Origin of the sequence: Pseudomonas sp. KBS0710 (genome assembly GCF_005938045.2) — a bacterium.
In the GTDB taxonomy this organism is placed as follows: Bacteria; Pseudomonadota; Gammaproteobacteria; order Pseudomonadales; family Pseudomonadaceae; genus Aquipseudomonas.
In genome coordinates this window covers 2,489,720-2,515,481 of sequence record NZ_VCCF02000001.1, presented here as the reverse complement: position 1 = coordinate 2,515,481, position 25,762 = coordinate 2,489,720, and the positions used below count along the sequence as shown (strand labels likewise).

The following is a 25,762-nucleotide window of genomic DNA, read 5'->3' as shown; positions in this document are numbered from 1 at the left end:
TCTAACCGCCTTGGGTGTCGATATCGGCATCGGTTTCAGGCTTGGGCGCACGCGTGGGCTTGAAGTCTGGACTGTAGTCGTTTTCCCGGGCTTTGGGGTCACTGGCCGGTTTCGGGTCTTTGGGCGCATCGGCAGCGGTGCCGGGTGCCGGCTCGCCGCCATCGATGGCCGGGTCGTTACGGTTGCTGGTTTGGGGGTCGTTGCTGCTGTTCATAGGTCACCTCTCATGTAAAACGCAGCCTGCGTTAACTTAAGGGTGCGCGCAGCGCCACGAAGTTCAAATTGCTTAAGAGACCGGGTTATCCACCTGGATATAAAACGCGTACGCACCCAGCAGCACCCAGAACACCATAAACAGCCACGGCGCCCGCATGGAGAACAGCAGCGACTTGCGATAGCCCTTGTGGGATGACTCGGTCTCGCAGAACAACGGCGAATCGTCATAGGCCAGGCCCATGACCGGCTCGCTGCGCAGCAACTCACTCTGCTTGTAGTGCCAGTGGTCGATGATTTCATAGGCGGCGCGAATACCGGGCCAGGCGTTCAGTGAGCTGAGAATGCCGAGGAAGGCCAAAAACGCCGGCACGATCAAGGTGAAAAACTTGCCCCATTCCGGGTTCAGGTTGCCCATGCCCGAGACAAACGCGATCACCAGGAACGACTGCGCCGTAAGGTATGCGTCGGTGCGGTTGGCCAGGATGCTGGTTTCGTACTGGATTTCGCGGCGGTAGAAGTCGAGGCGATCCTTGGGTGAACCGAAGATCTTGGCATTGTGTTCACTGTGATCGTCCAGGGCGGCGGTCGGGGTGTTGGGCGAGATGATTCTGGGCACGGCGGTGCTCCACAAGGTGACGAGTCTTGTTAGAAGAATCGGGCCTGGGTGAAGTTCAAGTTTGTTCCTGCACCAATTGAGCGCAGCCGCTGCACCCTTGTAGTGAGCGGGCCTCCTGTGGCGAGCAAGCTTGCTCCCTGCAACAAGGGAATCACGGCCTGGAATGCCATTGCGGCACAGGCATTGCTTAATGCATTCATCTGCCCGGATACAGGAGCATTCGTTACCCCCCGACCCAGAGCCGACCCCATAAGAAAGTAAGGACCAGGCCCGATGGCACCCTCAGCCACAGGCTCATAAAAATATGCGTTTTTTTAAGCGGCAGTGCCACCCAAGGCAACCCTGGGCACTGACAAGGTACTGGAATGGCTCGATCTTTCTTTGATGAAATGAATGACGCAAACGGCGCCTGCCGTGCGCACTATCAGGATTTCTCCCGCTGGCTGGCCAATACGCCACCGGAACTGTTGGCCCAACGGCGTCGCGAGGCCGATTTGCTGTTCCACCGCGCCGGGATCACCTTCACCCTCTACGGCGACGAGCAAGACACCGAACGCCTGATCCCCTTTGACATCATCCCGCGCAGCATCCCCGCCAGTGAATGGGCCGTGATCGAACGCGGCTGCATCCAGCGCGTCAATGCGCTGAACATGTTCCTTGCCGACATCTATCATGACCAGCGCATCATCAAGGCCGGGATCATCCCGGCGGACCAGGTGCTGGGCAACGAGGGTTATCAGAAGGCCATGGTCGGGCTGGACCTGCACCGCGACATCTATTCGCATATTTCCGGCGTGGACCTGGTACGCGACGGCGACGGCACCTACTACGTGCTCGAAGACAACCTGCGCACCCCCAGCGGCGTGAGCTACATGCTCGAAGACCGCAAGATGATGATGCGCCTGTTCCCGGAAGTATTCGCCAAGCAGCGCATCGCGCCGGTGGACCACTACCCCAACCTGCTGCTCAAAACCCTTAAAAGCGCCAGCCGGCTCGACAACCCCAACGTGGTCGTACTGACGCCGGGGCGTTTTAACAGCGCGTTTTTCGAGCATGCATTCCTGGCCCGGGAAATGGGCGTGGAGCTGGTGGAAGGCGCCGACCTGTTTGTGCACGACCTTAAAGTGTTCATGCGCACCACCGACGGCCCCAAACCGGTGGACGTGATCTACCGGCGTATCGACGACGCCTTCCTCGACCCCAAGGCCTTCAACCCGGATTCCATGCTCGGCGTACCGGGCCTGGTCGCCGCCTACTGCGCCGGCAATGTGGTGCTGGCCAACGCGATTGGCACCGGCGTGGCCGATGACAAATCGATCTACCCCTATGTGCCGGAAATGATCCGCTTCTACCTGGACGAAGAGCCGGTGCTGCAAAACGTACCGACCTTCCAGTGCCGCAAGCCAGATGAGCTGTCCCACGTACTGGCGCACTTGCCCGAACTGGTGGTCAAGGAAACCCAAGGCTCCGGCGGCTACGGCATGCTGGTCGGCCCGGCTTCAACGGCTGCCGAAATCGAAGACTTTCGCCAACGCATCAAGGCGCGCCCTCACGCCTATATCGCCCAGCCGACCCTGAGCCTGTCCACCTGCCCCACCTTTGTCGAAAACGGCATCGCGCCCCGGCACATCGACCTGCGCCCATTCGTGCTCTCGGGCAAGGAAACCCGCCTGGTGCCTGGCGGGCTGACCCGTGTGGCGTTGAAGGAAGGCTCGTTGATCGTCAACTCGTCGCAAGGCGGCGGAACCAAGGACACCTGGGTGGTGGAGGGCTGAGTATGTTGAGTAGAACCGCCGCAGATCTGTACTGGATGTCCCGTTACCTGGAACGTGCCGAAAACCTGGCGCGCATGCTCGAAGTCAGTTATTCGTTGTCGTTGATGCCCCAGGCCGGGCGCAGTGACGGGCTGGATGAGTTGGCCATGTCGTTGCTCAGCAGCGGCACACTGGACAGCTACCTCGAACGCCATAAACAACTGGACGCCGAACGCATGCTGCACTTCTTCGCCCTCGACGAAGAAAACCCCGCCAGCATCTACAACTGCCTGCGCGCCGCCCGTGGCAATGCCCACGCTGTGCGCGGGCGCATCACCGCCGACATGTGGGAAAACCTCAACGCCACCTGGCTGGAAATGCGCAGCATCGCCGCCGGCGGCCTGGCGCGCCATGGCATCAGCCATTTCTGCGACTGGGTCAAACAGCGCTCGCACCTGTTTCGTGGGGCCACTTCCGGCACCATCATGCGCAATGACGCCTACCGGTTTATTCGCCTGGGCACCTTTGTCGAGCGTGCGGACAACACCTTGCGTCTGCTGGATGCGCGCTACGAGATGTTTGGCGAGGAATCGGAGGAAGTCAGCGACCTTTCGGCACGCGGCTATTACCAGTGGAGCGCCCTGCTCCGTGCGCTGTCATCGTTCGAAGCCTATACCGAGCTGTACCCGAATGCGCTGAATGCGCGCTCGGTCTCGGAGTTGCTGCTGTTGCGCAGTGATGTACCGCGCTCACTGCATGCGTGTATCGAGGAGTTGAGCCATATCCTCGCCGACCTGCCGGGCAGTTACGGGCGCACGGCCCAGCGCCTGGCGGCCGAGTTTGAAGCGCGCCTGCGCTATACCGGCATCGATGAGATCCTGGAGGACGGCTTGCACAGCCGGCTCACGGACTTTATCGACACCGTGCGCGAACTGGCGCGCGCCATCCACAGCTCGTACCTGGAAGTGGTGTGAGTGCATTCGGGTTACTTATCTGTCAATTCGGGTGATTGACCCTGCTTGAGTGCCGCTCTTATGTTGGGCAGGTGAACGACCTTCCCAACATAAGAACAGGTACAGCCCATGTCCGAACTCCACCTGAACCCTGCCGCCGCCCAAACTCTGCAACGCTGGCATGCCATGCTGGCCGCACGCGACCTCAACGCCCTGCCCGAACTGCTCGCGCCCGACGCAGTATTCCGCTCGCCCATGGCTCACACGCCCTACCCCGGCGCGCCGGTGGTGTCGATGATCCTCAACACGGTGATCAAGGTGTTCGAAGATTTTGCCTATCACCGCGAACTGGCCAGTGCTGACGGGCTTAACGTGGTGCTGGAGTTCAGCGCGCGCGTGGGTGAAAAGCAGCTCAAGGGTATCGATATGATTCGCTTCAACGAACAGGGGCAGATCGTCGAGTTTGAAGTGATGGTGCGCCCCTTGAGCGGGCTGCAGGCGCTGGGTGAAGAAATGGGCCGCCGGCTGGCGCCGTACTTGGCCAAGGCCAAATCCTGAGCCCTGAGTAGGACTAAGTGTGGGAGCGGGCTTGCTCGCGAATGCGGTGGGTCAGCCACACATGTGCTGACTGACACTACGCCTTCGCGAACAAGCCCGCTCCCGCATTGGGACCTGCGATGGTTATTGGTTTTTGACTAATACCGGCTCTGCGCGGTACTGGTCCGGGAACAGTTTTTTGAGCTGCGCCACCTTGGGCAAATCATTGATCACGATGTATGGGTAAGACGGGTTCTCGGTCAGAAAGTCCTGGTGATAGGACTCCGCCGGGTAAAACGCCTTGCCCATCTCCACCTTGGTGACAATCGGCCTGTCGAAGGCCTTGGCGGCGTCCAACTGGGCGATGTAAGCCTGGGCGACCTTTTGCTGCTCGGCATTCTGCGCAAAGATTTCCGAGCGATACTGGGTGCCGCTGTCCGGGCCTTGGCGGTTCAGTTCGGTGGGGTTATGGGCCACCGAGAAGTAGATCTGCAACAGCTTGCCGTAGCTGACTTTGCTCGGGTCGTAAGTCACCGACACCGACTCGGCGTGGCCGGTATCGCCGTTGCTGACCGACTCGTACTGGGCCGTGTTTGCCGCGCCGCCGTCATAGCCGGATACCGCATTTTTGACGCCTTGCACATGTTGGAACACGCCCTGGACACCCCAGAAGCAACCACCGGCGAACACCGCGGTTTGCAGGTTGCCGGACTCGGCGGGCAGGTCCATGGCCGGCGGCGCGATCATCACCGCGTCTTCGGCGCCACTGAAGGAGAAGGCCGAGCTTTGGCCGACGAAAGCGGCGAAGGCCAGTGCGGGTAAAAATTTGAGAAGCTTCATCACAGTCACTCCAGTGCAACTGAATAAACAGGGCGAAAAACTGATTGGGTTATCACTTGATGTGAGGCTTAGCCGAAGGTGAAGGCATACGCCGACACATGCGGGTCGAGAAATTCGATGCTGAAGGTACGGTCCTTAACGCCGGCGGGCTGACGTACCAGCTGGTACAGGCGTTGCTCGGTCACCGTGCCACTGCCATCCGGCGCCACGTCGGTGCCATGGGCATCACCGGGCGCCTGGCCATCAATCGTCACCTTGAAGCGCACCGGCTTGCCATCGGCGCCAGGCCCCAGCACCAGGTGCAGGTCACGGGCATGGAAGCGGTAAACCACTCGCCCACCGGCCTGGTCGAGGGTGGCTTGCTGGCCGCCGACATTCCATTGGCCTTCCAGGGTCCAGTTGTTCAGGGCCAGGTGGCCGGCCGCCGGGTAATTCACCACTGTGTCGGTGCCCAACGTGCCGGTGGTGACGAAGTTTTCCGCACGCTGGAAGCCCAGGTAGGTTTCCGGCGATTGCACCTCGTTCATGTCCGGCGCTTGCTGCACACCCTTGGCATCGGCCTCGATCAAACCACCGGCGACGTTGGTCGCGCCGGCCTCACGCAGCAGTTGCTGAATGACGCGCTCCGACTCGGCGTAGTCGCCTTCACCGAAGTGGTGGTAACGAATCTGGCCCTTGGCATCGGCAAAGTAATGCGCCGGCCAGTATTGGTTGTTGAAGGCGCGCCAGATCTTGTAGTTATTGTCGATCGCCACCGGGTAGGTGATGCCCAGGTCTTTCATGGCCTTGGTGACGTTGTTCACATCGCGCTCAAAGGCAAACTCCGGGGCGTGTACGCCGATCACCACCAGGCCCTGGTCCTTGTATTTGTCGGCCCAGGCTTTGACGTACGGCAAGGTGCGCAGGCAGTTGATGCAGGAGTAGGTCCAGAAATCCACCAGCACCACTTTGCCCTTGAGTGCTTCGGCGCTCAGCGGCGGGCTGTTGAGCCATTGCACGGCGCCCTCCAGCGGCGGCAGTGAACCTTCGATTGGCAGTGTGTCGCTGTGGTTGGCCGCCGCCATCATGGCGCCACCCGCCATCATCGCCCCGCTCTTCTGTGCAGGCTTGGCGCTCAGTTGGTCCACCAGGCTTTGTTCCAGGCCGCCGGTTGAAGCGCTCGACAAGCGCGACAGCACACCCGTGTCCAGGCCCAAGGCGATAGCAGCCACACCGGCCAGCATCAGCGCACCCAGGCCACGGCGCAGCCATTCGCCGGCACCCAGGGATTTTTTCATCAAGCCAAAGACTTTACCGCCGACCAGCAAGGCCAAGGCCAGGGAGGTGGCAGCCCCGGCGGCGTAAGCCAGCAAGAGCAAGGTAGTGCCGATGCTGGCCCCTTGCAGCGCGGCGCCGGTCAACACCAACCCGAGGATTGGCCCGGCGCAGGGCGCCCAGAGCAAACCGGTGGCCACGCCGATCAGGAACGACGCGCCCGGACGCGGTTTGGCATCGGCCCCGGCGGCCTCCGACAAGCGACTGCCGGCGGCCACCAACGGCCGCGTCAGGCGCTCCGACAGTTGCGGCAGTAACAGCGTGAGCCCGAACAGGGCAACGCACAGCAACGCGAGCCAACGCCCGTATTGATTGACTTGCACCACCCAACCGCCGCCCACCGCAGCCAGTGAGGCCACCAGGGCGAATGTCACCGCCATCCCCGCTAACAGCGGCAAGCCACTGCGCATAAACGGCTGCCCGGTGCGAGCGAAGACAAAAGGCAGAACAGGCAGGATGCACGGGCTGACAATTGTCAGCACGCCGCCCAGATACGCGAGAACCAGCAGCCACATGGGATCGACCCTTATACGAATTAAAAATGGACATCGGCTTAAGCCGCCGTGAACGTCATGGCGGCGCCATTCATGCAATAGCGCAGGCCGGTAGGCGCCGGGCCGTCGTCAAATACGTGGCCCTGGTGGCCACCGCAACGGCGGCAGTGAATTTCCTTGCGCACCACGCCATAGGAGGTGTCGACGTGGCTGGCGACCGCGTTGTCCAGCGGCTGCCAGAAACTTGGCCAGCCGGTATGGCTGTCAAACTTGGTGGTCGAGGAGAACAGCGGCAATGCGCAACCGGCACAGGCGAAAGTGCCGGCGCGGTGTTCATCATTGAGTGTGCTGCTGTAAGGGCGCTCGGTGCCCTCCTCGCGCAGCACGTCGAATTGCTCAGCTGTCAGCAAACTGCGCCACTGGGCTTCGGTGTGGTTGACCTCAAAGGTCTCGGCCGCTTCGACTTCGGTGACCATGTTCAGCTGTTTCAGCAGGCCCCCGGCCAGGACGGCGACGCCCAGGCCACCACCGGCCAGCAGCATTTGTCGACGTGAGTACATGGCGTTCTCCTCAATGAGCAATGTCGCCATCCTGAGCCTTGGGCGGTCGCGAAATCCTCACGCAGAGTTAAACAATTCGTGATAACTACACTGTGTCAAAACCCGCACAATGCGCGGACTACAAGCAAAGGTTTTGTTTTATGGATCAGCCCAAACGTGTCTTGGTGGTCGAGGACGATGCCCATATTGCCGACTTGATCTGCCTGCATCTGCGCGACGAGCAGTTCGAGGTGGTGCACAGCGCCGACGGCACCGAAGGCCTGGGCCTGCTCGAACAAGGTGGCTGGGATGCACTGATCCTCGACCTGATGCTGCCCGGCGTCGACGGCCTGGAAATCTGCCGCCGTGCCCGCGCCATGGCGCGCTACACACCGATCATCATCACCAGCGCGCGTTCCAGCGAATTGCACCGCATCCTCGGCCTGGAGCTGGGCGCCGACGACTATTTGGCCAAGCCGTTCTCGATGCCGGAGCTGGTGGCACGGGTCAAGGCCCTGTTGCGTCGGGTCGACGCGATGGCGCGCAACCTGAAGATGGACGCCGGCAGCCTTGAGCTGGGCGCGCTGTTCATCAACCCACTGACCCGTGACGCCACCCTGCAAGGCCAGCGCCTGGACCTGACGCCGCGCGAATTCGACCTGCTGTACTTCTTTGCCCGTCAGCCCGGCAAAGTCTTCTCGCGCATGGACCTGCTCAACGCCGTGTGGGGCTACAGCCACGAAGGCTACGAGCACACCGTAAACACCCATATCAACCGGCTGCGCGCCAAGGTCGAGGTCGACCCGGCCAACCCGGCGCGCATCCTCACGGTGTGGGGCCGTGGCTACAAATTCGCCGAGAATGCCACATGAAGTTGACCCTGACCCAACGCCTGTCGGTGGTGTTTGCCGTGTTGCTGGTGATCTGCAGCGGCACTTCGGCCTGGCTGCAGGTGCGCTCCAACCACATGCATGAACTGGAAGTGGTGCAAGGCCTGTCCCGCGACCTGGCGGCGCACATTGCCCGCGATACCCAACTGATGGACGCCGACGGCCTCAAGCCCGATGCCGTGCGCAACCTGTTCAGCCAATTGATGCTGGTTAACCCTAGTGTCGAGGTGTACCTGCTCGATATTGACGGCCGCGTGGTCGGTAACGCCGCCCCCAGCGGGCATTTGCTGCGTGACCACGTGGACCTCGCGCCGGTTCGGCGCTTTCTGAGCGGCGCCATGCTGCCGATTCTGGGTGACGACCCGCGCAGCATCGACGGGCGCAAAGTGTTCAGCGCAGCGCCGCTCAAGGCCAACGGCCAGCAAACCGGTTTTCTATACGTGGTGCTGCTGGGCGAAGCCCATGACGTGTACGACGCCAAGGACGCCACCGGCATGGCCTTGAAGATCGCCCTGTGGTCCATCGGCCTGGTCGCCCTGCTGTGCCTGATGGCAGGCCTGATCGCCTTTGCCTGGATCACCCGCCCCTTGCGGCAACTGACCGACAAGGTCGGCCGGTTCGACATTAACGGCGCGCCGAAAGCCGCCGAAACGAAGGTGCCCGAACTCGACAGCGGCGATGAAATCGCCGTGCTCGACCACGCCTTCGTGCAGATGGAAAACCGCCTGGGCGAGCAATGGCGCGCCATCACCCATCAAGACCAGGAACGCCGGGAGATGGTCGCCAATATTTCCCACGACCTGCGCACGCCGCTGGCGTCCTTGCATGGCTACCTGGAAACCCTGTCGCTCAAGGATGCGAGCCTGAGCCCCGAAGAGCGCCGGCGCTACCTGGGCATCGCACTGGACCAGAGCCGCAAAGTCGGCGGGCTGGCCCAGTCACTGCTGGAGTTGGTGCGCCTGGAGCATGGTTTTGTACAGCCGGTGATTGAGGGCTTCTCGCTGCCGGATCTGGTGCAGGACATTTTCCAGAAATTCGAACTGACCGCCGAAGCCCGCGCCATCACCCTCACCGCCACCCTGCCGCCCCAGGTGCCGACGGTGCTGGCCGACCTGGGCCTGATCGAGCGGGTGCTCACCAACCTGCTGGACAACGCGCTGCGCCATACGCCGGTGAATGGCGAAGTCGAGGTGATCCTGGCGCCGGAGGCCGGTGCCGTGGCAGTCACGGTCAGCGACAGCGGCCCCGGAATCGATGCCCAATTACACGAAGGCTTGTTCCTGCGCGCCTTCACCATCGGCGGCGCGCGCCGCGATGGCGGCCTGGGCTTGCGCATCGTGCACCGCATTCTGCAACTGCATGGGCGCAATATCGAACTGGTGGAGCGCCCAGGGCATGGCGCGACGTTCAGGTTCTCCCTGCAAACCCGAGACTCAACGCGTTGACTTGCGACTAAGCTGGCATGGCGGCCTGTGCCGCCATACCTTCTTGCAGTGCCTGCGCCCTTTGCCAACCAGCCCCCGCACGTTTGCTCAGGGTTTACAGCAGGCCTCCACCGTCGATATCAATTACCGCGCCGGTAACAAAGCCATTTTCCATGGCCAGTACGTACCCTGCCGCAACCTCCTCAGCCTGCCCGACTCGCCCGACGGGCAACGCCGCACCCGCCTTGGCGAACATCGCCAGGCGTTGCTCCTCTGCCAGCCCCGCATAGGCCGGTGTATCAATCACGCCCGGGCTGATCACGTTGACCCGCCGTGGCGCCAACTCCTTTGCAAGCTGCTTGCCCAGCGCTTCAGTCGCCGCGTTGATGCCGGTCTTGATGAACTGACCGGGCATCAACTTACGACCCAGTTGGCCCGAGGTCAGGCTGATGCTGCCGTGCTCGGCCAAAAATGGCAGCGCCTGTTGGATCGCACGCAACGCGCCCCAGAGTTTCACGTTGAAATTGTCCCGGGCCTCGTCCAGATCCGTCTCGATCAGCGGTTTGGCCTGCACCGACGGACCGGAGGTAAACACCAAGTGGTCAAAGCGCCCGACCGTGTCGAACAAACGTTGCAAGGAGGCGCTGTCGGTGACGTCCACCGGTTCGCTGCGCACGCCATTGCCTGCACCGGAGGTCAAACGGCGCCCGGCCAGCACCACGTGTGCGCCACGGGCGGCGGCGGCCTTGGCCACGGCGGCACCGATGCCGCTGCTGCCGCCGATCACGATGACGGTTTTACCGCTAAGGGAAGAGGTCATGGGGTTGCTACCTGGCTGAGAAAATGAGCGTTGATCTTCTCAGCTTGGCAATCGGCGAAAAATCCCGGTAAAACGACAAGATCTTTAAAGGATTTTTACAAATGAGCTCGACCCTGGACCTTGAAGTGTTCGTACGGACCGCCGACACCGGCAGCCTGTCGGCGGCGGCGCGCAGCCTCAACCTTACCCCGGCGGCGGCGAGTATCGCGCTCAAGCGCCTGGAAACCCGGCTGGGCATTCGCCTGCTGGCCCGCTCCACGCGCAGCATGCGCCTGACCGAAGAAGGCCGACGCTACCTGGACAGCGTGCGGGTGGCCCTCGAAGCGCTGGCCGAAGGTGAACAGGCGATCAAGCAACAAGGTCAGAGCTTGAGTGGGTTATTGCAACTGGCGGCACCTTCGGACTTCGGCCGCAACGTACTGCTGGGCTGGCTGGATGAATTCAAGCTCGAACATCCGACGATCCGCCTGCAGTTGTTGCTCAACGACAGCAACGCGGATCTGTTCCGCGACACCGTCGACATCGCCCTGCGCTTTGGTGTGCCGAGGGACTCCAGCCTGGTGGCGTTGCCCGTGGTGCCCGGCCACCATCGCATCCCCTGCGCCAGCCCTGATTACCTGGCGCGCCATGGCACACCGCGCACACCGGCTGACCTGGCGCAGCACAGCACGCTGCGCTACATGCGCCGTGGGCAGGCGAATAGCACCTGGTACTTTCGCCAGGGTGCGTTACTGCAAGAGGTCGAAGTGTCGGGCGACTACCTGAGCGACGACGGTGAAATCGTGCGGCGCTGGGCACTGGCCGGCCATGGCATCGCTTACAAGGCCAATCTGGATATTGCCAGCGATATCAAGGCCGGGCGGTTGGTGCCGCTGCTGCCCGACTGGCAAGGCGAGCCCACGCCGTTCAACCTGATGTGCCCGCACCGCTTGCAGGTGTCGGAACGGGTGAAAGTGCTGCATGGTTTTTTACAGCAGCGCTGCCAGACCTTGCTGAGTGTATGAAGAAACGCGCGCAGGGCTTGTTCCAGAGCCGTCGAGTCTGGTATTGCATGGTTGACGTTTCCCTGCCATGAGGAGCTTTGCATGATTTACCGCACATTGGGCGAGTCTGGGTTGAAGGTCAGCGCGCTGACCCTGGGCACCATGATGTTTGGCGAGCAGACCAACACGGAAGACTCGCTGCGCATCATCGACAAGGCCTGGGACCAGGGCATCAATTTTATCGACACCGCCGACGTCTACACCGGCGGGCGTTCCGAAGAAATCGTCGGCGAGGCGATCACCCGCCATCGGGCGGATTGGGTGGTGGCGTCCAAAGTCGGTTTCGGCCCGGCAGATGGCTTGCCCAACCGCAGTGGTTTGAGCCGCAAGCGCATTTTCAATGCGTTGGAAGCCAGCCTGACGCGCCTGGACACCGACTACCTGGATATCTACTACCTGCACCGCGAGGACCACGACACGCCGCTGGAGGTTACCGTGTCTGCGATTGGCGACCTGATCCGCCAAGGCAAGATCCGCTATTGGGGGCTGTCCAACTACCGGGGCTGGCGTATCGCTGAAGTGATTCGCCTGGCCGAACGCCTGGGTGTCGACAAACCGGTTATCAGCCAGCCGCTGTACAACATCGTCAACCGCCAGGCGGAAGTCGAGCAGATCACCGCAGCCGCCGCCTATGGCCTGGGCGTGGTGCCTTACAGCCCCTTGGCGCGAGGAGTACTCAGTGGCAAATACGCGCCCGACGTGACGCCCGAAGCTGGCAGCCGTGCGGCGCGCCAGGACAAGCGCATCCTGGAAACCGAGTGGCGGGTGGAATCGCTGCGCATCGCCCAGCAGATTCAGCAGTACACCCAAGGGCGTGGCGTGGGGATTGTCGAGTTTGCGATTGCCTGGGTGCTGAACAACTCGGCGGTGAGTTCGGCGATTGTCGGGCCGCGTACCGAGGCGCAGTGGGACGCATACACCGGGGCGCTGGAGGTGAAAATCACGGCTGAAGATGAGGCGTTTATTGACTCGCTGGTGACGCCGGGGCATTCGTCTACGCCGGGGTTTAATGATGTGAGCCATTTTGTCTCGGGGCGCGTTGCGCGCTCGTAGCAGATAAAAACCGCTCACTCTGCCCTTGTGGCGAGCAGGTAAACCTGCTCGCCACGGTTTCAAGCAAAGCCCTGCTCGTAAATAAATTTCTGCAAAACGCCCCCAAACAGCGCAACCACCTCTCGCCAAAAGCACCATAATCACCCACTGAAATTTCCCTTCTTTGTGTATCAGACAGTTTTGGCGAGGACAGTGTGTCTAAAGGTGTTGTTTTATCGGTCTTGGCCTCGGTGTTGTTTGCCGTGATGTACTACTTCACCTCGCTGCTCACGCCCTTGAGCGGCCTGGAGATATTTGGTTGGCGCATGCTGCTGACCGTGCCGTGCATGACCGTGTTCATGATGGTCAGCGGTGAATGGCGACGCGTGTGGGAGTTGCTGCGGATGCTGGCGGCCAAGCCACGATTAATCGGCGGCGTGGTGCTGTCGTCCGCGCTGCTGGGCGTGCAATTGTGGTTGTTTATGTGGGCGCCGCTGAATGGGCGCAGCCTGGATGTGTCGGTGGGCTATTTCCTGCTGCCGCTGACCATGGTGCTGACCGGTCGCCTGGTATACGGCGAACGCTTGTCGCGTTTGCAGCAGATCGCGGTATTTTTTGCTGCACTCGGGGTACTTAATGAGCTGTACCAGGCAGGTGGTTTTTCCTGGGCGACCCTGGTGGTGATCATCGGTTACCCGGTGTACTTCGTGGTGCGTAAATACCTGCGCACCGATCACCTGGGCGGCTTGTGGCTGGACATGGCGCTGATGCTGCCGGTGGCCTGGTGGTTTGTGCAGCATGGCGAACAAGGCTTTGCCGTACTCGATGTACACCCCAAACTGTATGCGTTGATTCCGATGCTGGGTCTGATCAGTGCCTCGGCATTGGTGAGCTATATCATTGCCAGCCGCTTATTGGCCTTTAGTCTGTTCGGACTGCTCAGCTACGTGGAGCCGGTGTTGCTGCTCTTCGTGGCGTTGTTGCTGGGAGAAGGCATCAAGGGCGGCCAGTGGCTTACCTACATCCCGATCTGGCTGGCCGTGATGGTGCTGGTGTATGAAGGCTTCAAGCATCTGGTGCATCAGCGCAAAGCCTGATTCGCAGACAATAAAAAGCCCGGCCGGGGGTTAACCTCGGCCGGGCTTTTTTGTACTTAGTCGGTGGTCAGTACACCGCGACGCACCTGGTCACGCTCGATCGACTCGAACAGTGCCTTGAAGTTGCCCTCGCCAAACCCATCGTCGCCTTTGCGCTGGATGAACTCGAAGAACACCGGGCCCATCAGGGTTTCCGAGAAGATCTGCAGCAGCAGACGCTTGTCGCCCTCGATCGAGGAACCATCCAGCAAAATACCGCGTGCCTGCAGTTGGTCCACCGGCTCGCCGTGGTTGGGCAGGCGGCCTTCGAGCATTTCGTAGTAAGTGTCTGGCGGCGCGGTCATGAAGCGCATGCCGATCTTCTTCAGCGCATCCCAGGTCTTGACCAGGTCTTCGGTGAGGAACGCCACGTGCTGGATGCCTTCGCCGTTGAACTGCATCAGGAACTCTTCGATCTGGCCCGCGCCTTTGGACGATTCCTCGTTCAGCGGGATGCGGATCATGCCGTCCGGGGCGCTCATGGCCTTGGACGTCAGGCCGGTGTACTCGCCCTTGATATCGAAGTAGCGTGCTTCACGGAAGTTGAACAGCTTCTCGTAGAAGTTGGCCCAGTAGACCATGCGGCCGCGATACACGTTGTGGGTCAAGTGGTCGATAACCTTGAGGCCCGCCCCTACCGGGTTGCGGTCCACACCTTCGAGGTACACGAAGTCGATGTCATAGATCGAGCTGCCTTCGCCAAAACGGTCGATCAGGTACAGCGGCGCACCGCCGATGCCCTTGATGGCCGGCAGGTTGAGTTCCATCGGGCCGGTTTCGATATGAATCGGCTGGGCGCCCAGCTCCAACGCGCGGTTGTAGGCTTGCTGCGAGTCTTTGACACGGAACGCCATGCCGCACACCGACGGACCGTGTTCGGCGGCAAAGTACGACGCCAGGCTGTCGGGCTGGTTGTTGAGGATCAGGTTGATCTCGCCCTGGCGATACAGGTGCACGTTCTTGGAGCGGTGGGTCGCCACTTTGGTGAAACCCATGATTTCGAAGATCGGCTCCAGGGTGCCCGGAGTCGGCGATGCGAATTCAATAAATTCAAAGCCCATCAGGCCCATTGGGTTTTCGTATTGGTCGGCCATTTCGGCACCTCATCATTCTTGTAAGTAGCAAGCAGTCAATTACAGGCAAGGATGAGGTTGCACGGTGGCGCACACGAGAGGCCCCGCACGCTGCGGGCGAGGAAGTCACCAAAAATGAGGGGGGAGCCGAGTAGCTTCATGATTACATCAGTCTCTGACGGCCGAGGCTTGCGTGAGCGCAAGTCCATATTCTTGTATGCGTAAATCGATTCTACACAGCGTAACAGTATTTGTCCGCACTCTTATCAAATCCCTATTGCCTTTGGCTGCGCAAGGGGTTTGTTGCATAAATAGATGCCCAACAGAATCACTGCGCCGCCCAACACCATGGGCAATGTCAGTTGCTCGCCGAGCAGCAGCGCGCCACAGATCACCGCCGTCAGCGGGTTCAGCGCGATGAACACGCCAGCGCGGGTCGCACCGATACGCCGGATGCCATCGTAATAGCCGATGTACGCCAGCGCGGAGCCGAACACGCCCAGATACACCAGGCTCAGCACCTGCGGCCAGTGCAGGCTGGCGAGCCCTTCAACGGTGAAGCGCCCGGTGAACGCAGTGACCAGCGTCAGCATCAGGGTGCCGAGCAACACTGACCAGGTAACGGTTTGCAATGGCCCCAGGCTTTGGTTCAGCGCCCGGGAAAACAACGAGTAAATCCCCCACCCCAGCACACAGCCGAAAATCAATACGTCACCCCGCCAGGTACTCGATGCGCCTTGCAGCAGCTGCGGGTTGCGACTGACGATCACCAGCGCAGCACCGGCCAGGCACACGGCGATACCCACAACCTTGGCAGCGCCGAGACGCTCTTTGAACAACCACCAGGAAGCCAGGCCGATTACGGCCGGGTTCAACGCCACGATCAACGAGGCGCGCGAGGCGTTGATGGAGTGCAGGCCGTAGAAGAAACACAGGTTGTAGAAAAAGATCCCGAAAAACCCCAGCAGCGCCAGACGCAGTAGTTGCCGGGGACGCGGCCGCGCCAACGGGATGCGTGCGCACAGCATGAACAGCAGCAGCCCCAGGCTCGCCAGGATAAACCGCAGGCTGGCGGCCAGCAGCGGGTCGACTTGATTGGCCAGGTAGCGCCCGGCGACAAAAGTGCCGCCCCAAATCATGCTGACAGCGGCGAGCTTGAGGTAGGTGAGGCGATCAGACAGAGGATGCATGGGAAGTTGCTCGACAGGCGACGGGATTGGCATATTCTTCGACTAATGTTCAGTAATCGTAAAATGAGCCTTTACTCATGACCTTGACCCAACTGGAAATTTTTTCTCTGGTGGCCGAACTGCAAGGATTCACCACTGCGGCTCACCGCCTGGGCATCAGCCAGTCGGCGGTATCCCATGCCGTCAAGGCCCTGGAGCAGGAGTTGGGCGTGGACTTGTTCCGGCGCCACCAGACGCGCGTGGAGCTGAGCGATATCGGCGCGCAATTACTCGGGCGCGCCCGTGCCATGCTCGGCCTGGCCGCGACCTTGCAGCAGGAAGCCGCCGATGCCCGCGGGATGAAGCGCGGTACCCTGCGCATCGGCTCCTTTGGGCCTACCGCGTCGGTGCGCTTGTTGCCGGCCATCCTCAGCCACTTTCGGCAAGCTTACCCAGGCATTGAGGTGCACGTGGACGAAGGTCCGGACCGCCAGGTAATGCAGTGGCTGGATGAGCGGCGGGTCGATGTCGGGTTTGTGGTGCTCGCCGACACGCAAGCAGACAGCGAACGCTTCGACACCGTGGCGTTGTTCGAGGATCAGCTGGTCGCGCTGTTACCCGCTACCCATCCGCTGGTAGCCAGCACGTCAGTGCCGCTCAAAGCACTGTGTGATGATCCATTCATTCTCACCGAGGCGGGTTCGTCGGAGTTGGTGATGCGCCTGTTCAGCGTCGCCCGCTTGCGTCCCAATGTGCGTTACCGCTGCGCGCAATTGCTCAGTACGCTGGAAGCCGTAAGCCGTGGCGACGGGGTGAGCATCGTGGCGCAGGCATCGTTGCCGGAACATGTCGACAGTCGTTATGTGGCCCGACCGTTATCGCCGCCCGTGCCGCGCCGGGTCGGCCTGGCGGTGTTGGACCGGCGCCAGGCCTCACCTGCAGCCCTTGCGTTTCTCGCGCTCGCACAAAGGCTGCAACACACCGGTACTCACCGATAACTCATGGTGAACGAAGCCAGCCCGTTGGCTGTACCGGGCTGGATCATTTTTTCGGTTTGGACATAACGAGCAGTCAAGGGGATCGTGATGGTGCCGTTGCTCGTGCTTGTCACCCGCCATTGGTTCAGGTTGCCCGCGGACGAAGAATCGGCGCCATAGCTCAGCACTGAGGGGCCACTCAACAGCTGTATTGCTACACCTTTGGCTGTCGAAGTGCGCGTCAGCGACAGCTGATTGCCGCGATTTGCGGGGTTGGTCTGGTCGGTCACCGTGACCCAGATGTCCACGCTGCCACCGGTGCCCCCGGCGCAGTCCAGCCTGATGTTCTGGCTCGCGCTGGCGGCGTAGCTGCCTACGCCGGTGAAATCCCGGCTGGCCACAGGCCCCATCGGCATGGCAACCGAGGGTGTCGAGACATGGCAAGTAGGCCGCAGCGGCGGCGCTATGACCGTGTTACCGAAGCTTACCGATGCGTAGCCTGGGCCTGAGGTGGTGACATTGGTCAAGGTGTAGTTGGCAAACGTGCGCGCAGTGATTGTGCCGGCCGAGACTGGGCCGGTAGCCACCAGGTAGAGCCGCCCCTGAAGCCCCCACCCATTGGGCTTGTTGTGTTTGGCGGTCAATAACGCCGTGGTGCCATGATTGAGTGGGTGAAAAGCTTGACTGGGGTCCCTGGCCATTACCGCGAACCCCACTCCTGGCAGGTTGGTGGCGTAGACCGGCATCGAGAGGCCCTCCGCACTGAACGTGATACCCGTAGCCGGCGAATTGACCAGGCTGATGTTCGCTGTCACGGGTTGCCCGATAGGCCAATCCTTGTATTGACAGCGCATTACGTAGCCACTGCCGCTGTCGAAGCCGTAGCCGTTTACTGCGCCCAGGGCCTGTCCGATCTGTACCTGGCCCTGCTGGGTGATGGGCGCAATCGAGACATTCAGGTTGGCCTGGGGTGAACAATCGCCAGCATTGCCAAAGTGAGCCAGGGCAGGTGTTGCGAACGCCCAGCCGCTCAACAGTGCAACCGTGCCAGAAAGCCTGATCATAAAGAGCTGAACCCCGTGCATGGTGTGATTCATCAGGTGCTCTCCTCGTAGCGACACTGGCTGACCAATTGATCGGTATTTTCCTGGCGGCGACCGGGCTCACGGGCAGGCAAATGGTAATGGATGAAACACCGCTCGCCCGCCGCCTCCGCCCACTGCACGGTCAGCCTGCCGTGGTCGGCAACCCCGCGCACAAAAGCCTTGCCCGCCTGGCCGATCACCCCGACTTCGTTGCCCTGTTCATCAAATACCTGGGCTGCGAACGGCAGGGGCTTGCCGTTCGGGTGGGTGGCCTTGATTACCACCGCGCGGCCACTGACGGTCTCGAACTTGACCAGCGATACGGCGCCCAAGGTCGGCACCACGGAACGGCTCGACTCCTTTAACTCCACGTCCATGGGCATGCCTTGCGGGTCGATGTCCACGGCGTTGGGCTGGTACGCCCGCAATGAAGACATGACCCCATAGCCGTGCGTGTCGATACGCACCCCGGAACCGCCGAGCTGCGCGCCTTGGGCATCCGGTGCGTACACCAACGCCGAGGCCTCGCCGAGGTTTTGCGCCAGGGTAACGCCACCGCTGTGGGCGATAAGGCCGCCGTCGGCGCTCATGGACACTTGTGCATTGCCCTGGCTCTGACCATAACCGCCGCGCAGGTTGGCGGCGTTACTGCGATAGCCCGCGTAAGCGTTGAAGCTTGAGCCACCGTGATTGCCGGTGCCGCGACTGCCCACCCAACCGTAATGGGTTTGCGCCGTATCCCCCAGCACGCCATTGATGCCGACTTGTTGCTGACTGCCGCGCGAAGCACCCGCATCCCGCGACAGTGAACTGCTCAAGGTGGGTGCGCGCGCGCCCTCGCCCAATGGCATGGAGAGGCTCAGCACCCAGTGATTCTCAACATGTTCGGTTCGCGTCGGGCGGCCGAAGAAAATATCGTCAGCGCGTTCGTGGTCGCTCGCCCGATACACCTCGCTGACCCTCGAACGTTGCGCCGATAGGTTCCAGCTGAGCGACTTCCAGTTGGCGCCATAGCTGGCCGTGAACGACGTCTGGCGCCCTTGCTGCCCGGCCCAGTAGTCCGTAGAGCTGCCATACAGGCTCAGGGTGCCCGGCCCCAACTGCTGGCTGATCGTCAGGTCCAGGCGGCTTTTTTGCCGGGCATAGCTGTCCAGGTTGCCGCCGTGACGGCCCAGGTCGCGCACATTCAATGCGTCCGGCAGGTTCAGGTAGCCATCCGTCGAGAAGCGATAGGCGCCGAGCGCAAAATGCGTTCCCGAAAACGGCACGTTCTTGTTGTAGGCCAGGCCAAGGCTCTGTCCGCGGGCCACGGCCTGCCCCTGCACCTGTGTGCGCGAGTGGCTAGTGTCCAGGGCGAACGCGCCTACGGGTGTACTCATCGCCACGCCCGCCTTGCCTTGGCTATAGCCCTGGGAAAGCGTGGCGCCGCCGTAAACCGTGAGGTTATCGACGAGTCCATGTTGCAGCGTGCCTTGAAACACCGAAGCGTTGGCATCGCTCACGCCATGCTGCTGCACACGCCCCAGCGTTGCACTGTAGTGAGTGGCGCGGTAACGCAACAGCTGCGGGGCCACCGAATAAGGCACGACAAAGGTGCTGCGCCGCCCGTCTACCTCGGTGACACTGACGTCGAGGTCGCCACCGTAGCCCGTGGGGTAGAGGTCATCGATCACAAACGGCCCAGGCGCCACAGTGGTTTCGTAAAGGGTGTAGCCGTTCTGGCGCACCGTCACCGTGGCATTGCTGTCGGCTACGCCGCGCACTTGGGGCGCATAGCCTTGTTGCGATTGCGCAAGCATCCGGTTATCAGTGGCCAGGGTAATGCCGCGTACGCGCACGCCGTCGAGGATCTGGCCGCTGCTGAAACTGTCACCCACGGTCAGTTGCGATTGCCAGGCTGAAACGGCGCGTTGCAAATAGGTGGCCGTGGCTTGATAAGGCAGGTGGCCGCTTCGCGACGCCCAGGCTTGCCCGCCCTGGTGGCGCAGTCGCCAGTCACCCAGGTTGACCCCGTCGTCCAGGCCCAGGTAACTGCGGTCCTCACCAGCAGCCGATGTCACCGCCGCGGCGCTGAAGTGATAATTGAGCAATACGGCATCAATGCCCTTGTCCCACTCGGCAGGGTCAACGTAGTCGCGTGCGGAGCGCGTGATGTAGACCTGCGGGATGCTGACGTCCAGGGTCAGGGATTCGACATCGACACGGCTGGTGGCCATGGGGAACCATTCGGCGAAATCGCGACAGTGCTCATCAGCATCAGCATCGGCCTCGGCGTTGCCCAGTACCACGCCGAGTTCGGCCAGTTGCTGCGCGCTGACACAGGGTTGCGCCCCCTCCTGTTTGTCCTGGTGGGTGAAGGTGACCGGGCGACGGCCCAGCGGTTGCCCGTTAAGTGTCACATCAACGCGGTATACCCCAGGCGCCAACACATTGCTGGTATTGAAGCGTGAGATATCCGCCGGGCTGGACAAGCCGCTGGTAAAGGCCTCCAGGTCAAACAACAACGGGGCAGCCTCGGCCGATAACAACAGCGTGCTGAGCAAGCCGAACAGCAACAGCAGCCGAGGGTGGGAAAACAGCCAGGCAGCACCTTGGCAGAACGTGAATGACAACAAGGCAGGCATAGTCAGAACTTCAGTGGAGCACGCTGCGGCGTGGAAAACGTGCCGTAGTCATTGATGTATTTGAAATGCACCTGGGCATCTGCGGGGATTGTCTGGACGGCCTCGTGCACAGCCAGTGTCAGGTCGCCGCCGGGCGCCACCATGCCCTCTTCTGCCGGTAACAGCCGTGCTTCACTCTGCGCGCCCATGGCCAGCGCTACCTCATTGAAGGTCACGTGGTAGGCCGTTGGGTTGTGCACCTGCAGCAGCGGCCCCTTGGCACTGCGGCGCAAGCTCCAGCGCAATTGCGTGGGCGCTTCGTTCGGGCTGCCGGGCAAATCAGTCGGGCGAAAAAACACTTTGGTGCGGATACGAAAGGCAAACTGCAGGTGGTTCGCCGGGGCATCGCCCTGCTCGGTGTTGACCCTGGGCGGAATCTCCAGCGCATTCAGCCAAAACAACGATTCCCGATCAGCCGGCAGTGGCTCCTGGGTGTAGACCAAGCGCACGGTCTGGCTTTTCTGCGGGTTCAGGCGAAACACCGGTGGCGAAAGGCTGAAAGGCACGTCGCTGTTTGATGGGTCTGACGTTTGGTCACCCTGGTCCAGCCACACTTGAACCAGGCGGGGAATGGCTGGGTCGTCATTGGTCAGGCGCAGAGTGATTTCACGGCGCTGCTGCGGGTATATGTGCCGCGTGCCATCGATCACTACACCGGCACGGGCAACGGATGCCCAGCCGCTGCAAATCGAAATGGCGACCAGCAAAACAATAGCGAGCATGAGTCGGGCAAACATGGGGCTGTCCTCGAAGGCGCTGTCCAGTGCCTGACGAATCGCCAGGCACCGGGCCTTGATCAGGGGAACGTGACGGAGTACAGCACTTGCGTGCTCACCGGGCCTGGGGTTGCGGCGCCGGTAGCGAAGTACTGGGCCGCAAACGGCAGCGACACTTCACCGTTATCGGGGACTTTTGCGCTGCTGGAATTGAGCGCCAGGCGCAGGTCCATTGGCTTGTGGGAAGTACCGTCGACAATCTGCACCTCAACGAGGGTGGCAGGCACCGGCTTGGCGGGTGCCTGATTTTTCAAGTTGCCGGTAGCCGGGTTGATCGCCGGGCTGCTGCTCTCGAACAACACGGCCACCGTTGTGTCCTTTGGGCATGCACCCACCCGCACGACAAATGGGGTGGTGCCGGCCGTCTGGCCTTTTGCCTTGAGCGCGCTGGCCTGGACCTTGTTGAGCACCACGGCGAAGTTCGGGCTGGCGCCGGGCGCCGAGCCTGCACCGCCACTGATACTGCAGGTGGTGCCGGTGATTTCGCCGGTCAGGCTGATGGTGCCGTCAGCGGCAAAAGCAGGCAGCGCGGCGACGCCGGTAGCGGCCAGGAAAGCAGCAGCCAGTCGGATGTTGTTCATTACGGTTGTTTCCTTATCAGGTGCGTTAACGGGTTACGAAACGAATTTCAACAATTGAAAGTCGAGGGTCGGCCGTCCCGCCAGAAGTGGGCTGAAACGGCAGTGAGAGAGGTTGTAAGGGGTGCTGCTCGTAAGTCTCTTACGTTTTGCAACGATGTTTATCTTGCCAAGCTGAAGCAATCGCAACAACTGACCGAACGGCTAGGTCATGTCGATCCAAACAACTGAGCGCCACTGCGTAATGCCATCTATCATCGGCACACACCTCTCTTTTTATTCCGTTATTGGCTGCCCCTATGCCCCTCACCGCCAAAGGCCCTCGAAGCCGAACTGCACGCGCTTTCTTCAGCAGCGCTTGCGGTCTGCTCCCCGTTTTACTGGGGGTTGTGATTCTTCACTGGCAAGCCGAACGCACCCTGGAACAAAGCACCGCCCAAACCGCCCTGGAAGCAGTACGCCAATTCGATTTAATGCTCGACAACACCGCCCTCGCCGCCCAAGCCTTGCTGCCACTGGCCGGCCAACCGTGCGACAACGGCGCGCAACTGGCACTGCGCGAACAGGTCACTCGGCGCCCCTTTGTGCGGGCGACCACCTTGTCCTGGCAGAAAAACATCTATTGCAGTTCGTTGTTCGGCGGCAGTTACCAGTCGCCCGTCAACCCGGACGATTACGTGGATGGCACGCTGTGGTTGATGAACGGCAATCCGGTAACGCCGGATACCGCACTGTTGGTTTACCGCCTGGTCGATGGCGATAAAGCCGCGTTTGCCTCGGTTGACGGTTATCACCTGACCAACGCGTTGCGCCTGATCAGCCGATACGCGGATCTGATCCTGCAAGTGGGGCCAAACTGGCTGGACGACGGCGGTAAGGTACACACCACCGCTGCCCCGCAGTTTGCGGTGGCTCATCAGCACCTGGCCTCTGAGCGTTATCGATACAGTGTCGACGCGGGCATGCCGGCCGGTGAGGTATGGCGGTACATGGAGGCGCGTTACCCGGCGCTGTTCAGCTTGTTGGTATTTTTTGGTGTGTTGGCGGGCGTGTTGGCGCACTGGCTGCAAAAGCGCTCGTCAGCGCCGACCCATGAGTTGCAGCGCGCGTTGGGGGCCAACGAATTTATTCCGTATTTCCAGCCAGTGGTGCGGGGTGACACCCGTGAGTGGGCCGGCTGTGAAGTGTTGATGCGCTGGCGACACCCAAAGGAAGGCCTGGTGCGCCCCGACCTGTTCATCCCCTTGGCTGAACACTCCGGCCTGATTGTGCCGATGACCCGCTCGCTGCTGCGCCAGACCGCCGCACAACTGGCCCCGCATGCCGAGCGCTTCAGCCCGGGCTTCCATATCGGCGTGAACATCACCGCCAGTCACTGCCAGGACCTGGACCTGGTGCAGGACTGCCGAGAGTTTCTCGCCGCTTTCGCACCTGGCCAGGTGACACTGGTCTTGGAGTTGACCGAACGTGAACTGATTCAGCCCACCGACGTCACTGCCCGCCTGTTCGACGCCCTGCATCAACTGGGGGTGATGATCGCGATTGATGACTTCGGCACCGGCCACTCCAGCCTGGGTTACTTGCGCAACTTCAATGTCGACTACTTGAAAATCGATCAAAGCTTTGTCGCCATGATTGGTGCCGATGCACTCTCACGGCATATTCTGGACAGCATCATAGAACTCAGCGCCAAGCTGGACCTGGGGATAGTGGCCGAGGGCGTGGAAACAGCAGAGCAATGCGAATACCTTGCAGCCCAAGGTGTGGATTTCCTGCAGGGCTACCTGTTTGGCCGGCCGTTACCCTGTGAAGAATTCATTAAGTCGCTGGCCAGCCATTGAGTAGCCATCTAGTGCGCTGGATGAAATAATCTTATTTAGGTAACGCCGTGATTTACTCGTGCGGCATTAACTACTACAATTTTTCCTGCCTGTGCTGAACTCGCAGAAAGGCCACTTTCTTTGAGTTACCTTAAAGCTCTTGGCCTACATGCTTTATCTGCAGTTGATGTCAGCCAACTACACTATTGGAGTACAGATTTTGTCCAGACTCGCCGAATTTCGCGCAGCAGAAAAAGCCCTTCAAGAACAGCTGGCTCAGCTGGAATCCTTGAAGAATGACGCTGGCTTGAAAAAAGAAATCGAATTCGAAGAAAAGCTGCAAGGGCTGATGAAGCACTACGGCAAAGGCCTGCGCGACATTATCTCGATCCTTGATCCTAACCCTGGTAAAGCCAGCGCCGCTGCTGCCGCACCAAAACAGCGCCGTGCACGCGTGGTCAAGGTTTACCACAACCCGCACACCGGCGAACTGATCGAAACCAAAGGCGGCAACCACCGCGGCCTGAAAGCCTGGAAAGAACAGTATGGCGCTGCCACTGTAGATTCCTGGTTGCGCGGCTGATCGAAAGACGCTGCAAAAAACCCCGCTGATGCGGGGTTTTTTTGCTTCGAAAACGAACTTAATCAAGTGTTCCCTTTGTTCAAAAACGAGTGAGATAACCCGTTCAAAGTTTAAGGCTATCACGCACTGAACTGACTTCATCCTTACTCGCCTCGTAGGCCTCGGCCTGCCCGGCAAAGGAAAAGACATAGGCTTTATCGGTATCAACTGCGCCAACCAATGTTTGTGACAATATGTGCCGCCCGTTCTCGGTAATCACGCAAGTAGTTTCCAGCGCCTCAAGACGGCTCAAGGTGGTGGTGTGCATCTTGGTACACACGCTTTGATAACCGCTACCGGCAAAATCCTTCTGGATGGATTTGCGCATTTCCAGCAATACGCCTTGAAGATTAACTTTATGGCCCGCCTCAATCGGTGTGCCGGTCAACTCCATGACCATCAAGGTGTTGCCGTTTTCATCATTTTTGATTGCGCGTTGGCGGGACACCGCCTGCGGTTTTACCGGCGCTTCGTCGTCGGGTACTACTTCCTCGACTTGCCAGCCGCTGGGCCAATGAATTTCCGGGTCGGCCGCCAACACAAAGGGGCTGCCCAGCAACATGCATACAGCGCTCAACAGCGGTTTACGAAATTCAATCATCAAGACAAACACCCAAGGTTCAAGCGTCGAAGTTTGAGCCCGGCAACCTTGGCTCGCAAGGGCTGAGTGACCTTTTTCATTTGGCTCGGCCGGCAACGCTTGCGTATCATGGCGGTGCGGCACGGATGCCGGCCGCAAGCCAAGGGACCACTCAAGTCACGAGTCGCGTTTGCCCCATTTTTTCTGGAGGGCCCATGAGCCTGCACGATCTGAACACTTTCCCGGGCGTCACTGCCCAACCTGACACCGCCACCGCGAACTTCGTTTTCAACCACACCATGCTGCGGGTCAAGGACATTACCAAATCGCTGGATTTCTACACCCGCGTCCTGGGTTTTTCCCTGGTTGAAAAACGCGACTTCCCTGAAGCCGAATTCAGCCTGTATTTCCTGGCGCTGGTGGACAAGGCGCAGATCCCGGCCGACGCCGCGGCGCGTACGCAGTGGATGAAGTCGATCCCAGGCATCCTCGAATTGACCCACAACCACGGCACCGAAAACGACGCCGACTTTGCCTACCACAACGGCAACACCGACCCGCGTGGCTTTGGCCATATCTGCATTTCGGTGCCGGATATCGTCGCGGCCTGCGAGCGTTTTGAAGCGTTGGGCTGTGATTTCCAGAAGCGCCTGAGCGATGGCCGCATGAAAAGCCTGGCGTTCATTAAAGACCCGGATGCTTACTGGGTTGAGATTATTCAGCCAGCGCCGCTGTAAGGCGGATGCATTCCCACGTAGAACGTGGGAACGAGAAAACCCCATGATCACTCATGGGGTTTTTTATTTGCGCT

At 60.7% G+C, this 25,762-nt stretch carries 25 protein-coding genes; 12 read left to right on the top strand and 13 right to left on the bottom strand.

Features of this window, described 5'->3' with window-relative positions:
• Position 1 precedes the first annotated feature (1 nt).
• Together FFI16_RS11630 and FFI16_RS11625 are read right to left on the bottom strand one after the other, a co-directional pair.
• Positions 2-214, bottom strand: a complete 213-nt coding sequence (locus FFI16_RS11630; protein ID WP_138817726.1) for a hypothetical protein — start codon at positions 212-214, stop codon at positions 2-4.
• Positions 215-286: 72 nt separating this feature from the next.
• Positions 287-832, bottom strand: a complete 546-nt coding sequence (locus FFI16_RS11625; RefSeq protein WP_138817727.1) for a hypothetical protein — start codon at positions 830-832, stop codon at positions 287-289.
• A gap of 365 nt (positions 833-1,197) precedes the next feature.
• Here FFI16_RS11625 and FFI16_RS11620 point away from each other — a divergent pair, with 365 nt between their 5' ends.
• The 3 genes from FFI16_RS11620 (at position 1,198) to FFI16_RS11610 (ending at position 4,097) form a co-directional block, all read left to right on the top strand.
• On the top strand, positions 1,198-2,607 hold the full coding sequence (locus FFI16_RS11620; RefSeq protein ID WP_138817728.1) for a circularly permuted type 2 ATP-grasp protein: 1,410 nt from the start codon (positions 1,198-1,200) through the stop codon (positions 2,605-2,607).
• A 2-nt stretch (positions 2,608-2,609) separates the two neighbouring features.
• Entirely contained in the window at positions 2,610-3,560 is a 951-nt protein-coding gene (locus tag FFI16_RS11615; protein WP_017253783.1) for an alpha-E domain-containing protein, read from the top strand.
• A gap of 108 nt (positions 3,561-3,668) precedes the next feature.
• The gene (locus FFI16_RS11610; protein WP_138817729.1) at positions 3,669-4,097 is read left to right on the top strand and encodes a nuclear transport factor 2 family protein; all 429 of its coding nucleotides are present in this window, start codon (positions 3,669-3,671) and stop codon (positions 4,095-4,097) included.
• A gap of 123 nt (positions 4,098-4,220) precedes the next feature.
• Here FFI16_RS11610 and msrA read toward each other — a convergent pair whose 3' ends face one another.
• The 3 genes from msrA to msrB all read right to left on the bottom strand — a co-directional run bounded on the left by msrA (position 4,221) and on the right by msrB (position 7,284).
• The gene (gene msrA, locus FFI16_RS11605) at positions 4,221-4,916 is read right to left on the bottom strand and encodes a peptide-methionine (S)-S-oxide reductase MsrA (protein WP_138817730.1); all 696 of its coding nucleotides are present in this window, start codon (positions 4,914-4,916) and stop codon (positions 4,221-4,223) included.
• Between the two features lie 68 nt (positions 4,917-4,984).
• Positions 4,985-6,745, bottom strand: coding sequence for a cytochrome c biogenesis protein DipZ (locus FFI16_RS11600; protein ID WP_138817731.1), 1,761 nt, complete (start codon positions 6,743-6,745; stop codon positions 4,985-4,987).
• Positions 6,746-6,783: 38 nt separating this feature from the next.
• Positions 6,784-7,284 carry a peptide-methionine (R)-S-oxide reductase MsrB gene (msrB, locus tag FFI16_RS11595; RefSeq protein ID WP_138817732.1) on the bottom strand — a complete coding sequence of 167 codons (501 nt, stop codon included), beginning with the start codon at positions 7,282-7,284 and terminating at the stop codon, positions 6,784-6,786.
• Positions 7,285-7,424: 140 nt separating this feature from the next.
• Between msrB and FFI16_RS11590 the strand changes: the two genes are divergently transcribed.
• Together FFI16_RS11590 and FFI16_RS11585 are read left to right on the top strand one after the other, a co-directional pair.
• Positions 7,425-8,135 carry a response regulator transcription factor gene (locus FFI16_RS11590; protein ID WP_138817733.1) on the top strand — a complete coding sequence of 237 codons (711 nt, stop codon included), beginning with the start codon at positions 7,425-7,427 and terminating at the stop codon, positions 8,133-8,135.
• Positions 8,132-9,598 (top strand): HAMP domain-containing sensor histidine kinase, encoded by a 1,467-nt coding sequence (locus FFI16_RS11585; protein WP_138817734.1) that lies wholly within the window; start codon positions 8,132-8,134, stop codon positions 9,596-9,598. Before FFI16_RS11590 ends, FFI16_RS11585 begins: the two co-directional genes overlap by 4 nt.
• 94 nt (positions 9,599-9,692) lie before the next feature.
• Here FFI16_RS11585 and FFI16_RS11580 read toward each other — a convergent pair whose 3' ends face one another.
• Positions 9,693-10,397 carry an SDR family oxidoreductase gene (locus FFI16_RS11580; protein ID WP_138817735.1) on the bottom strand — a complete coding sequence of 235 codons (705 nt, stop codon included), beginning with the start codon at positions 10,395-10,397 and terminating at the stop codon, positions 9,693-9,695.
• A 101-nt stretch (positions 10,398-10,498) separates the two neighbouring features.
• Between FFI16_RS11580 and FFI16_RS11575 the strand changes: the two genes are divergently transcribed.
• The 3 genes from FFI16_RS11575 to rarD all read left to right on the top strand — a co-directional run bounded on the left by FFI16_RS11575 (position 10,499) and on the right by rarD (position 13,569).
• On the top strand, positions 10,499-11,401 hold the full coding sequence (locus FFI16_RS11575) for a LysR family transcriptional regulator (RefSeq protein WP_138817736.1): 903 nt from the start codon (positions 10,499-10,501) through the stop codon (positions 11,399-11,401).
• A gap of 81 nt (positions 11,402-11,482) precedes the next feature.
• On the top strand, positions 11,483-12,493 hold the full coding sequence (locus FFI16_RS11570; RefSeq protein ID WP_138817737.1) for an aldo/keto reductase: 1,011 nt from the start codon (positions 11,483-11,485) through the stop codon (positions 12,491-12,493).
• A gap of 194 nt (positions 12,494-12,687) precedes the next feature.
• Positions 12,688-13,569 carry an EamA family transporter RarD gene (gene rarD, locus FFI16_RS11565; RefSeq protein WP_138817738.1) on the top strand — a complete coding sequence of 294 codons (882 nt, stop codon included), beginning with the start codon at positions 12,688-12,690 and terminating at the stop codon, positions 13,567-13,569.
• A 56-nt stretch (positions 13,570-13,625) separates the two neighbouring features.
• Here the strand turns inward: rarD and hppD are convergent, their stop codons facing one another.
• Entirely contained in the window at positions 13,626-14,702 is a 1,077-nt protein-coding gene (gene hppD / locus FFI16_RS11560) for a 4-hydroxyphenylpyruvate dioxygenase (RefSeq protein ID WP_017135508.1), read from the bottom strand.
• Between the two features lie 245 nt (positions 14,703-14,947).
• Positions 14,948-15,871 carry a DMT family transporter gene (locus FFI16_RS11555; RefSeq protein ID WP_138817739.1) on the bottom strand — a complete coding sequence of 308 codons (924 nt, stop codon included), beginning with the start codon at positions 15,869-15,871 and terminating at the stop codon, positions 14,948-14,950.
• 77 nt (positions 15,872-15,948) lie between these two features.
• Here FFI16_RS11555 and FFI16_RS11550 point away from each other — a divergent pair, with 77 nt between their 5' ends.
• Positions 15,949-16,848 (top strand): LysR family transcriptional regulator, encoded by a 900-nt coding sequence (locus FFI16_RS11550; RefSeq protein ID WP_138817740.1) that lies wholly within the window; start codon positions 15,949-15,951, stop codon positions 16,846-16,848.
• Here FFI16_RS11550 and FFI16_RS11545 read toward each other — a convergent pair.
• Genes FFI16_RS11545 through FFI16_RS11530 form a run of 4 tightly spaced genes read right to left on the bottom strand, consistent with a single transcriptional unit; the run spans position 16,839 to position 21,932 of the window.
• On the bottom strand, positions 16,839-17,924 hold the full coding sequence (locus FFI16_RS11545) for a fimbrial protein (RefSeq protein WP_138817741.1): 1,086 nt from the start codon (positions 17,922-17,924) through the stop codon (positions 16,839-16,841). The genes FFI16_RS11550 and FFI16_RS11545 overlap by 10 nt on opposite strands.
• On the bottom strand, positions 17,924-20,536 hold the full coding sequence (locus FFI16_RS11540) for a fimbria/pilus outer membrane usher protein (protein WP_138817742.1): 2,613 nt from the start codon (positions 20,534-20,536) through the stop codon (positions 17,924-17,926). The genes FFI16_RS11545 and FFI16_RS11540 overlap by 1 nt, the downstream gene beginning before the upstream one ends.
• 2 nt (positions 20,537-20,538) lie before the next feature.
• Positions 20,539-21,312, bottom strand: a complete 774-nt coding sequence (locus FFI16_RS11535; protein WP_138817743.1) for a molecular chaperone — start codon at positions 21,310-21,312, stop codon at positions 20,539-20,541.
• Positions 21,313-21,371: 59 nt separating this feature from the next.
• Positions 21,372-21,932: a fimbrial protein gene (locus FFI16_RS11530; RefSeq protein WP_138817744.1), complete on the bottom strand. Its 561-nt coding sequence runs from the start codon at positions 21,930-21,932 to the stop codon at positions 21,372-21,374.
• A gap of 296 nt (positions 21,933-22,228) precedes the next feature.
• On the opposite strand from FFI16_RS11530, the gene FFI16_RS11525 reads away from it, so the two are divergent.
• Together FFI16_RS11525 and FFI16_RS11520 are read left to right on the top strand one after the other, a co-directional pair.
• The gene (locus tag FFI16_RS11525; RefSeq protein ID WP_138817745.1) at positions 22,229-23,770 is read left to right on the top strand and encodes an EAL domain-containing protein; all 1,542 of its coding nucleotides are present in this window, start codon (positions 22,229-22,231) and stop codon (positions 23,768-23,770) included.
• Positions 23,771-23,969: 199 nt separating this feature from the next.
• Complete coding sequence (locus tag FFI16_RS11520; RefSeq protein WP_065929983.1) at positions 23,970-24,332, top strand: histone-like nucleoid-structuring protein, MvaT/MvaU family; 363 nt, start codon at positions 23,970-23,972, stop codon at positions 24,330-24,332.
• Positions 24,333-24,435: 103 nt separating this feature from the next.
• Here FFI16_RS11520 and FFI16_RS11515 read toward each other — a convergent pair whose 3' ends face one another.
• Positions 24,436-24,972 carry a DUF4946 domain-containing protein gene (locus FFI16_RS11515; protein ID WP_138817779.1) on the bottom strand — a complete coding sequence of 179 codons (537 nt, stop codon included), beginning with the start codon at positions 24,970-24,972 and terminating at the stop codon, positions 24,436-24,438.
• A 194-nt stretch (positions 24,973-25,166) separates the two neighbouring features.
• Here FFI16_RS11515 and gloA point away from each other — a divergent pair, with 194 nt between their 5' ends.
• A complete protein-coding gene (gene gloA / locus FFI16_RS11510) occupies positions 25,167-25,688 on the top strand; it encodes a lactoylglutathione lyase (RefSeq protein WP_078742582.1) in 522 nt (173 codons plus the stop codon).
• The last annotated feature ends 74 nt before the right edge of the window (positions 25,689-25,762 follow it).

Coding starts and splice junctions, on each gene's coding strand:
- msrB (WP_138817732.1), bottom strand. CDS start 7,284: ATGTACTCACGTCGACAAATGCTGCTGGCCGGTGGTGGCCTGGGCGTC.
- FFI16_RS11575 (WP_138817736.1), top strand. CDS start 10,499: ATGAGCTCGACCCTGGACCTTGAAGTGTTCGTACGGACCGCCGACACC.
- FFI16_RS11585 (WP_138817734.1), top strand. CDS start 8,132: ATGAAGTTGACCCTGACCCAACGCCTGTCGGTGGTGTTTGCCGTGTTG.
- FFI16_RS11535 (WP_138817743.1), bottom strand. CDS start 21,312: ATGTTTGCCCGACTCATGCTCGCTATTGTTTTGCTGGTCGCCATTTCG.
- FFI16_RS11555 (WP_138817739.1), bottom strand. CDS start 15,871: ATGCATCCTCTGTCTGATCGCCTCACCTACCTCAAGCTCGCCGCTGTC.
- FFI16_RS11610 (WP_138817729.1), top strand. CDS start 3,669: ATGTCCGAACTCCACCTGAACCCTGCCGCCGCCCAAACTCTGCAACGC.
- hppD (WP_017135508.1), bottom strand. CDS start 14,702: ATGGCCGACCAATACGAAAACCCAATGGGCCTGATGGGCTTTGAATTT.
- gloA (WP_078742582.1), top strand. CDS start 25,167: ATGAGCCTGCACGATCTGAACACTTTCCCGGGCGTCACTGCCCAACCT.
- FFI16_RS11545 (WP_138817741.1), bottom strand. CDS start 17,924: ATGAATCACACCATGCACGGGGTTCAGCTCTTTATGATCAGGCTTTCT.
- FFI16_RS11600 (WP_138817731.1), bottom strand. CDS start 6,745: ATGTGGCTGCTGGTTCTCGCGTATCTGGGCGGCGTGCTGACAATTGTC.
- FFI16_RS11540 (WP_138817742.1), bottom strand. CDS start 20,536: ATGCCTGCCTTGTTGTCATTCACGTTCTGCCAAGGTGCTGCCTGGCTG.
- FFI16_RS11570 (WP_138817737.1), top strand. CDS start 11,483: ATGATTTACCGCACATTGGGCGAGTCTGGGTTGAAGGTCAGCGCGCTG.
- FFI16_RS11580 (WP_138817735.1), bottom strand. CDS start 10,397: ATGACCTCTTCCCTTAGCGGTAAAACCGTCATCGTGATCGGCGGCAGC.
- FFI16_RS11525 (WP_138817745.1), top strand. CDS start 22,229: ATGCCCCTCACCGCCAAAGGCCCTCGAAGCCGAACTGCACGCGCTTTC.
- FFI16_RS11530 (WP_138817744.1), bottom strand. CDS start 21,932: ATGAACAACATCCGACTGGCTGCTGCTTTCCTGGCCGCTACCGGCGTC.
- msrA (WP_138817730.1), bottom strand. CDS start 4,916: ATGAAGCTTCTCAAATTTTTACCCGCACTGGCCTTCGCCGCTTTCGTC.
- FFI16_RS11630 (WP_138817726.1), bottom strand. CDS start 214: ATGAACAGCAGCAACGACCCCCAAACCAGCAACCGTAACGACCCGGCC.
- FFI16_RS11550 (WP_138817740.1), top strand. CDS start 15,949: ATGACCTTGACCCAACTGGAAATTTTTTCTCTGGTGGCCGAACTGCAA.
- FFI16_RS11515 (WP_138817779.1), bottom strand. CDS start 24,972: ATGATTGAATTTCGTAAACCGCTGTTGAGCGCTGTATGCATGTTGCTG.
- FFI16_RS11620 (WP_138817728.1), top strand. CDS start 1,198: ATGGCTCGATCTTTCTTTGATGAAATGAATGACGCAAACGGCGCCTGC.
- FFI16_RS11590 (WP_138817733.1), top strand. CDS start 7,425: ATGGATCAGCCCAAACGTGTCTTGGTGGTCGAGGACGATGCCCATATT.
- FFI16_RS11615 (WP_017253783.1), top strand. CDS start 2,610: ATGTTGAGTAGAACCGCCGCAGATCTGTACTGGATGTCCCGTTACCTG.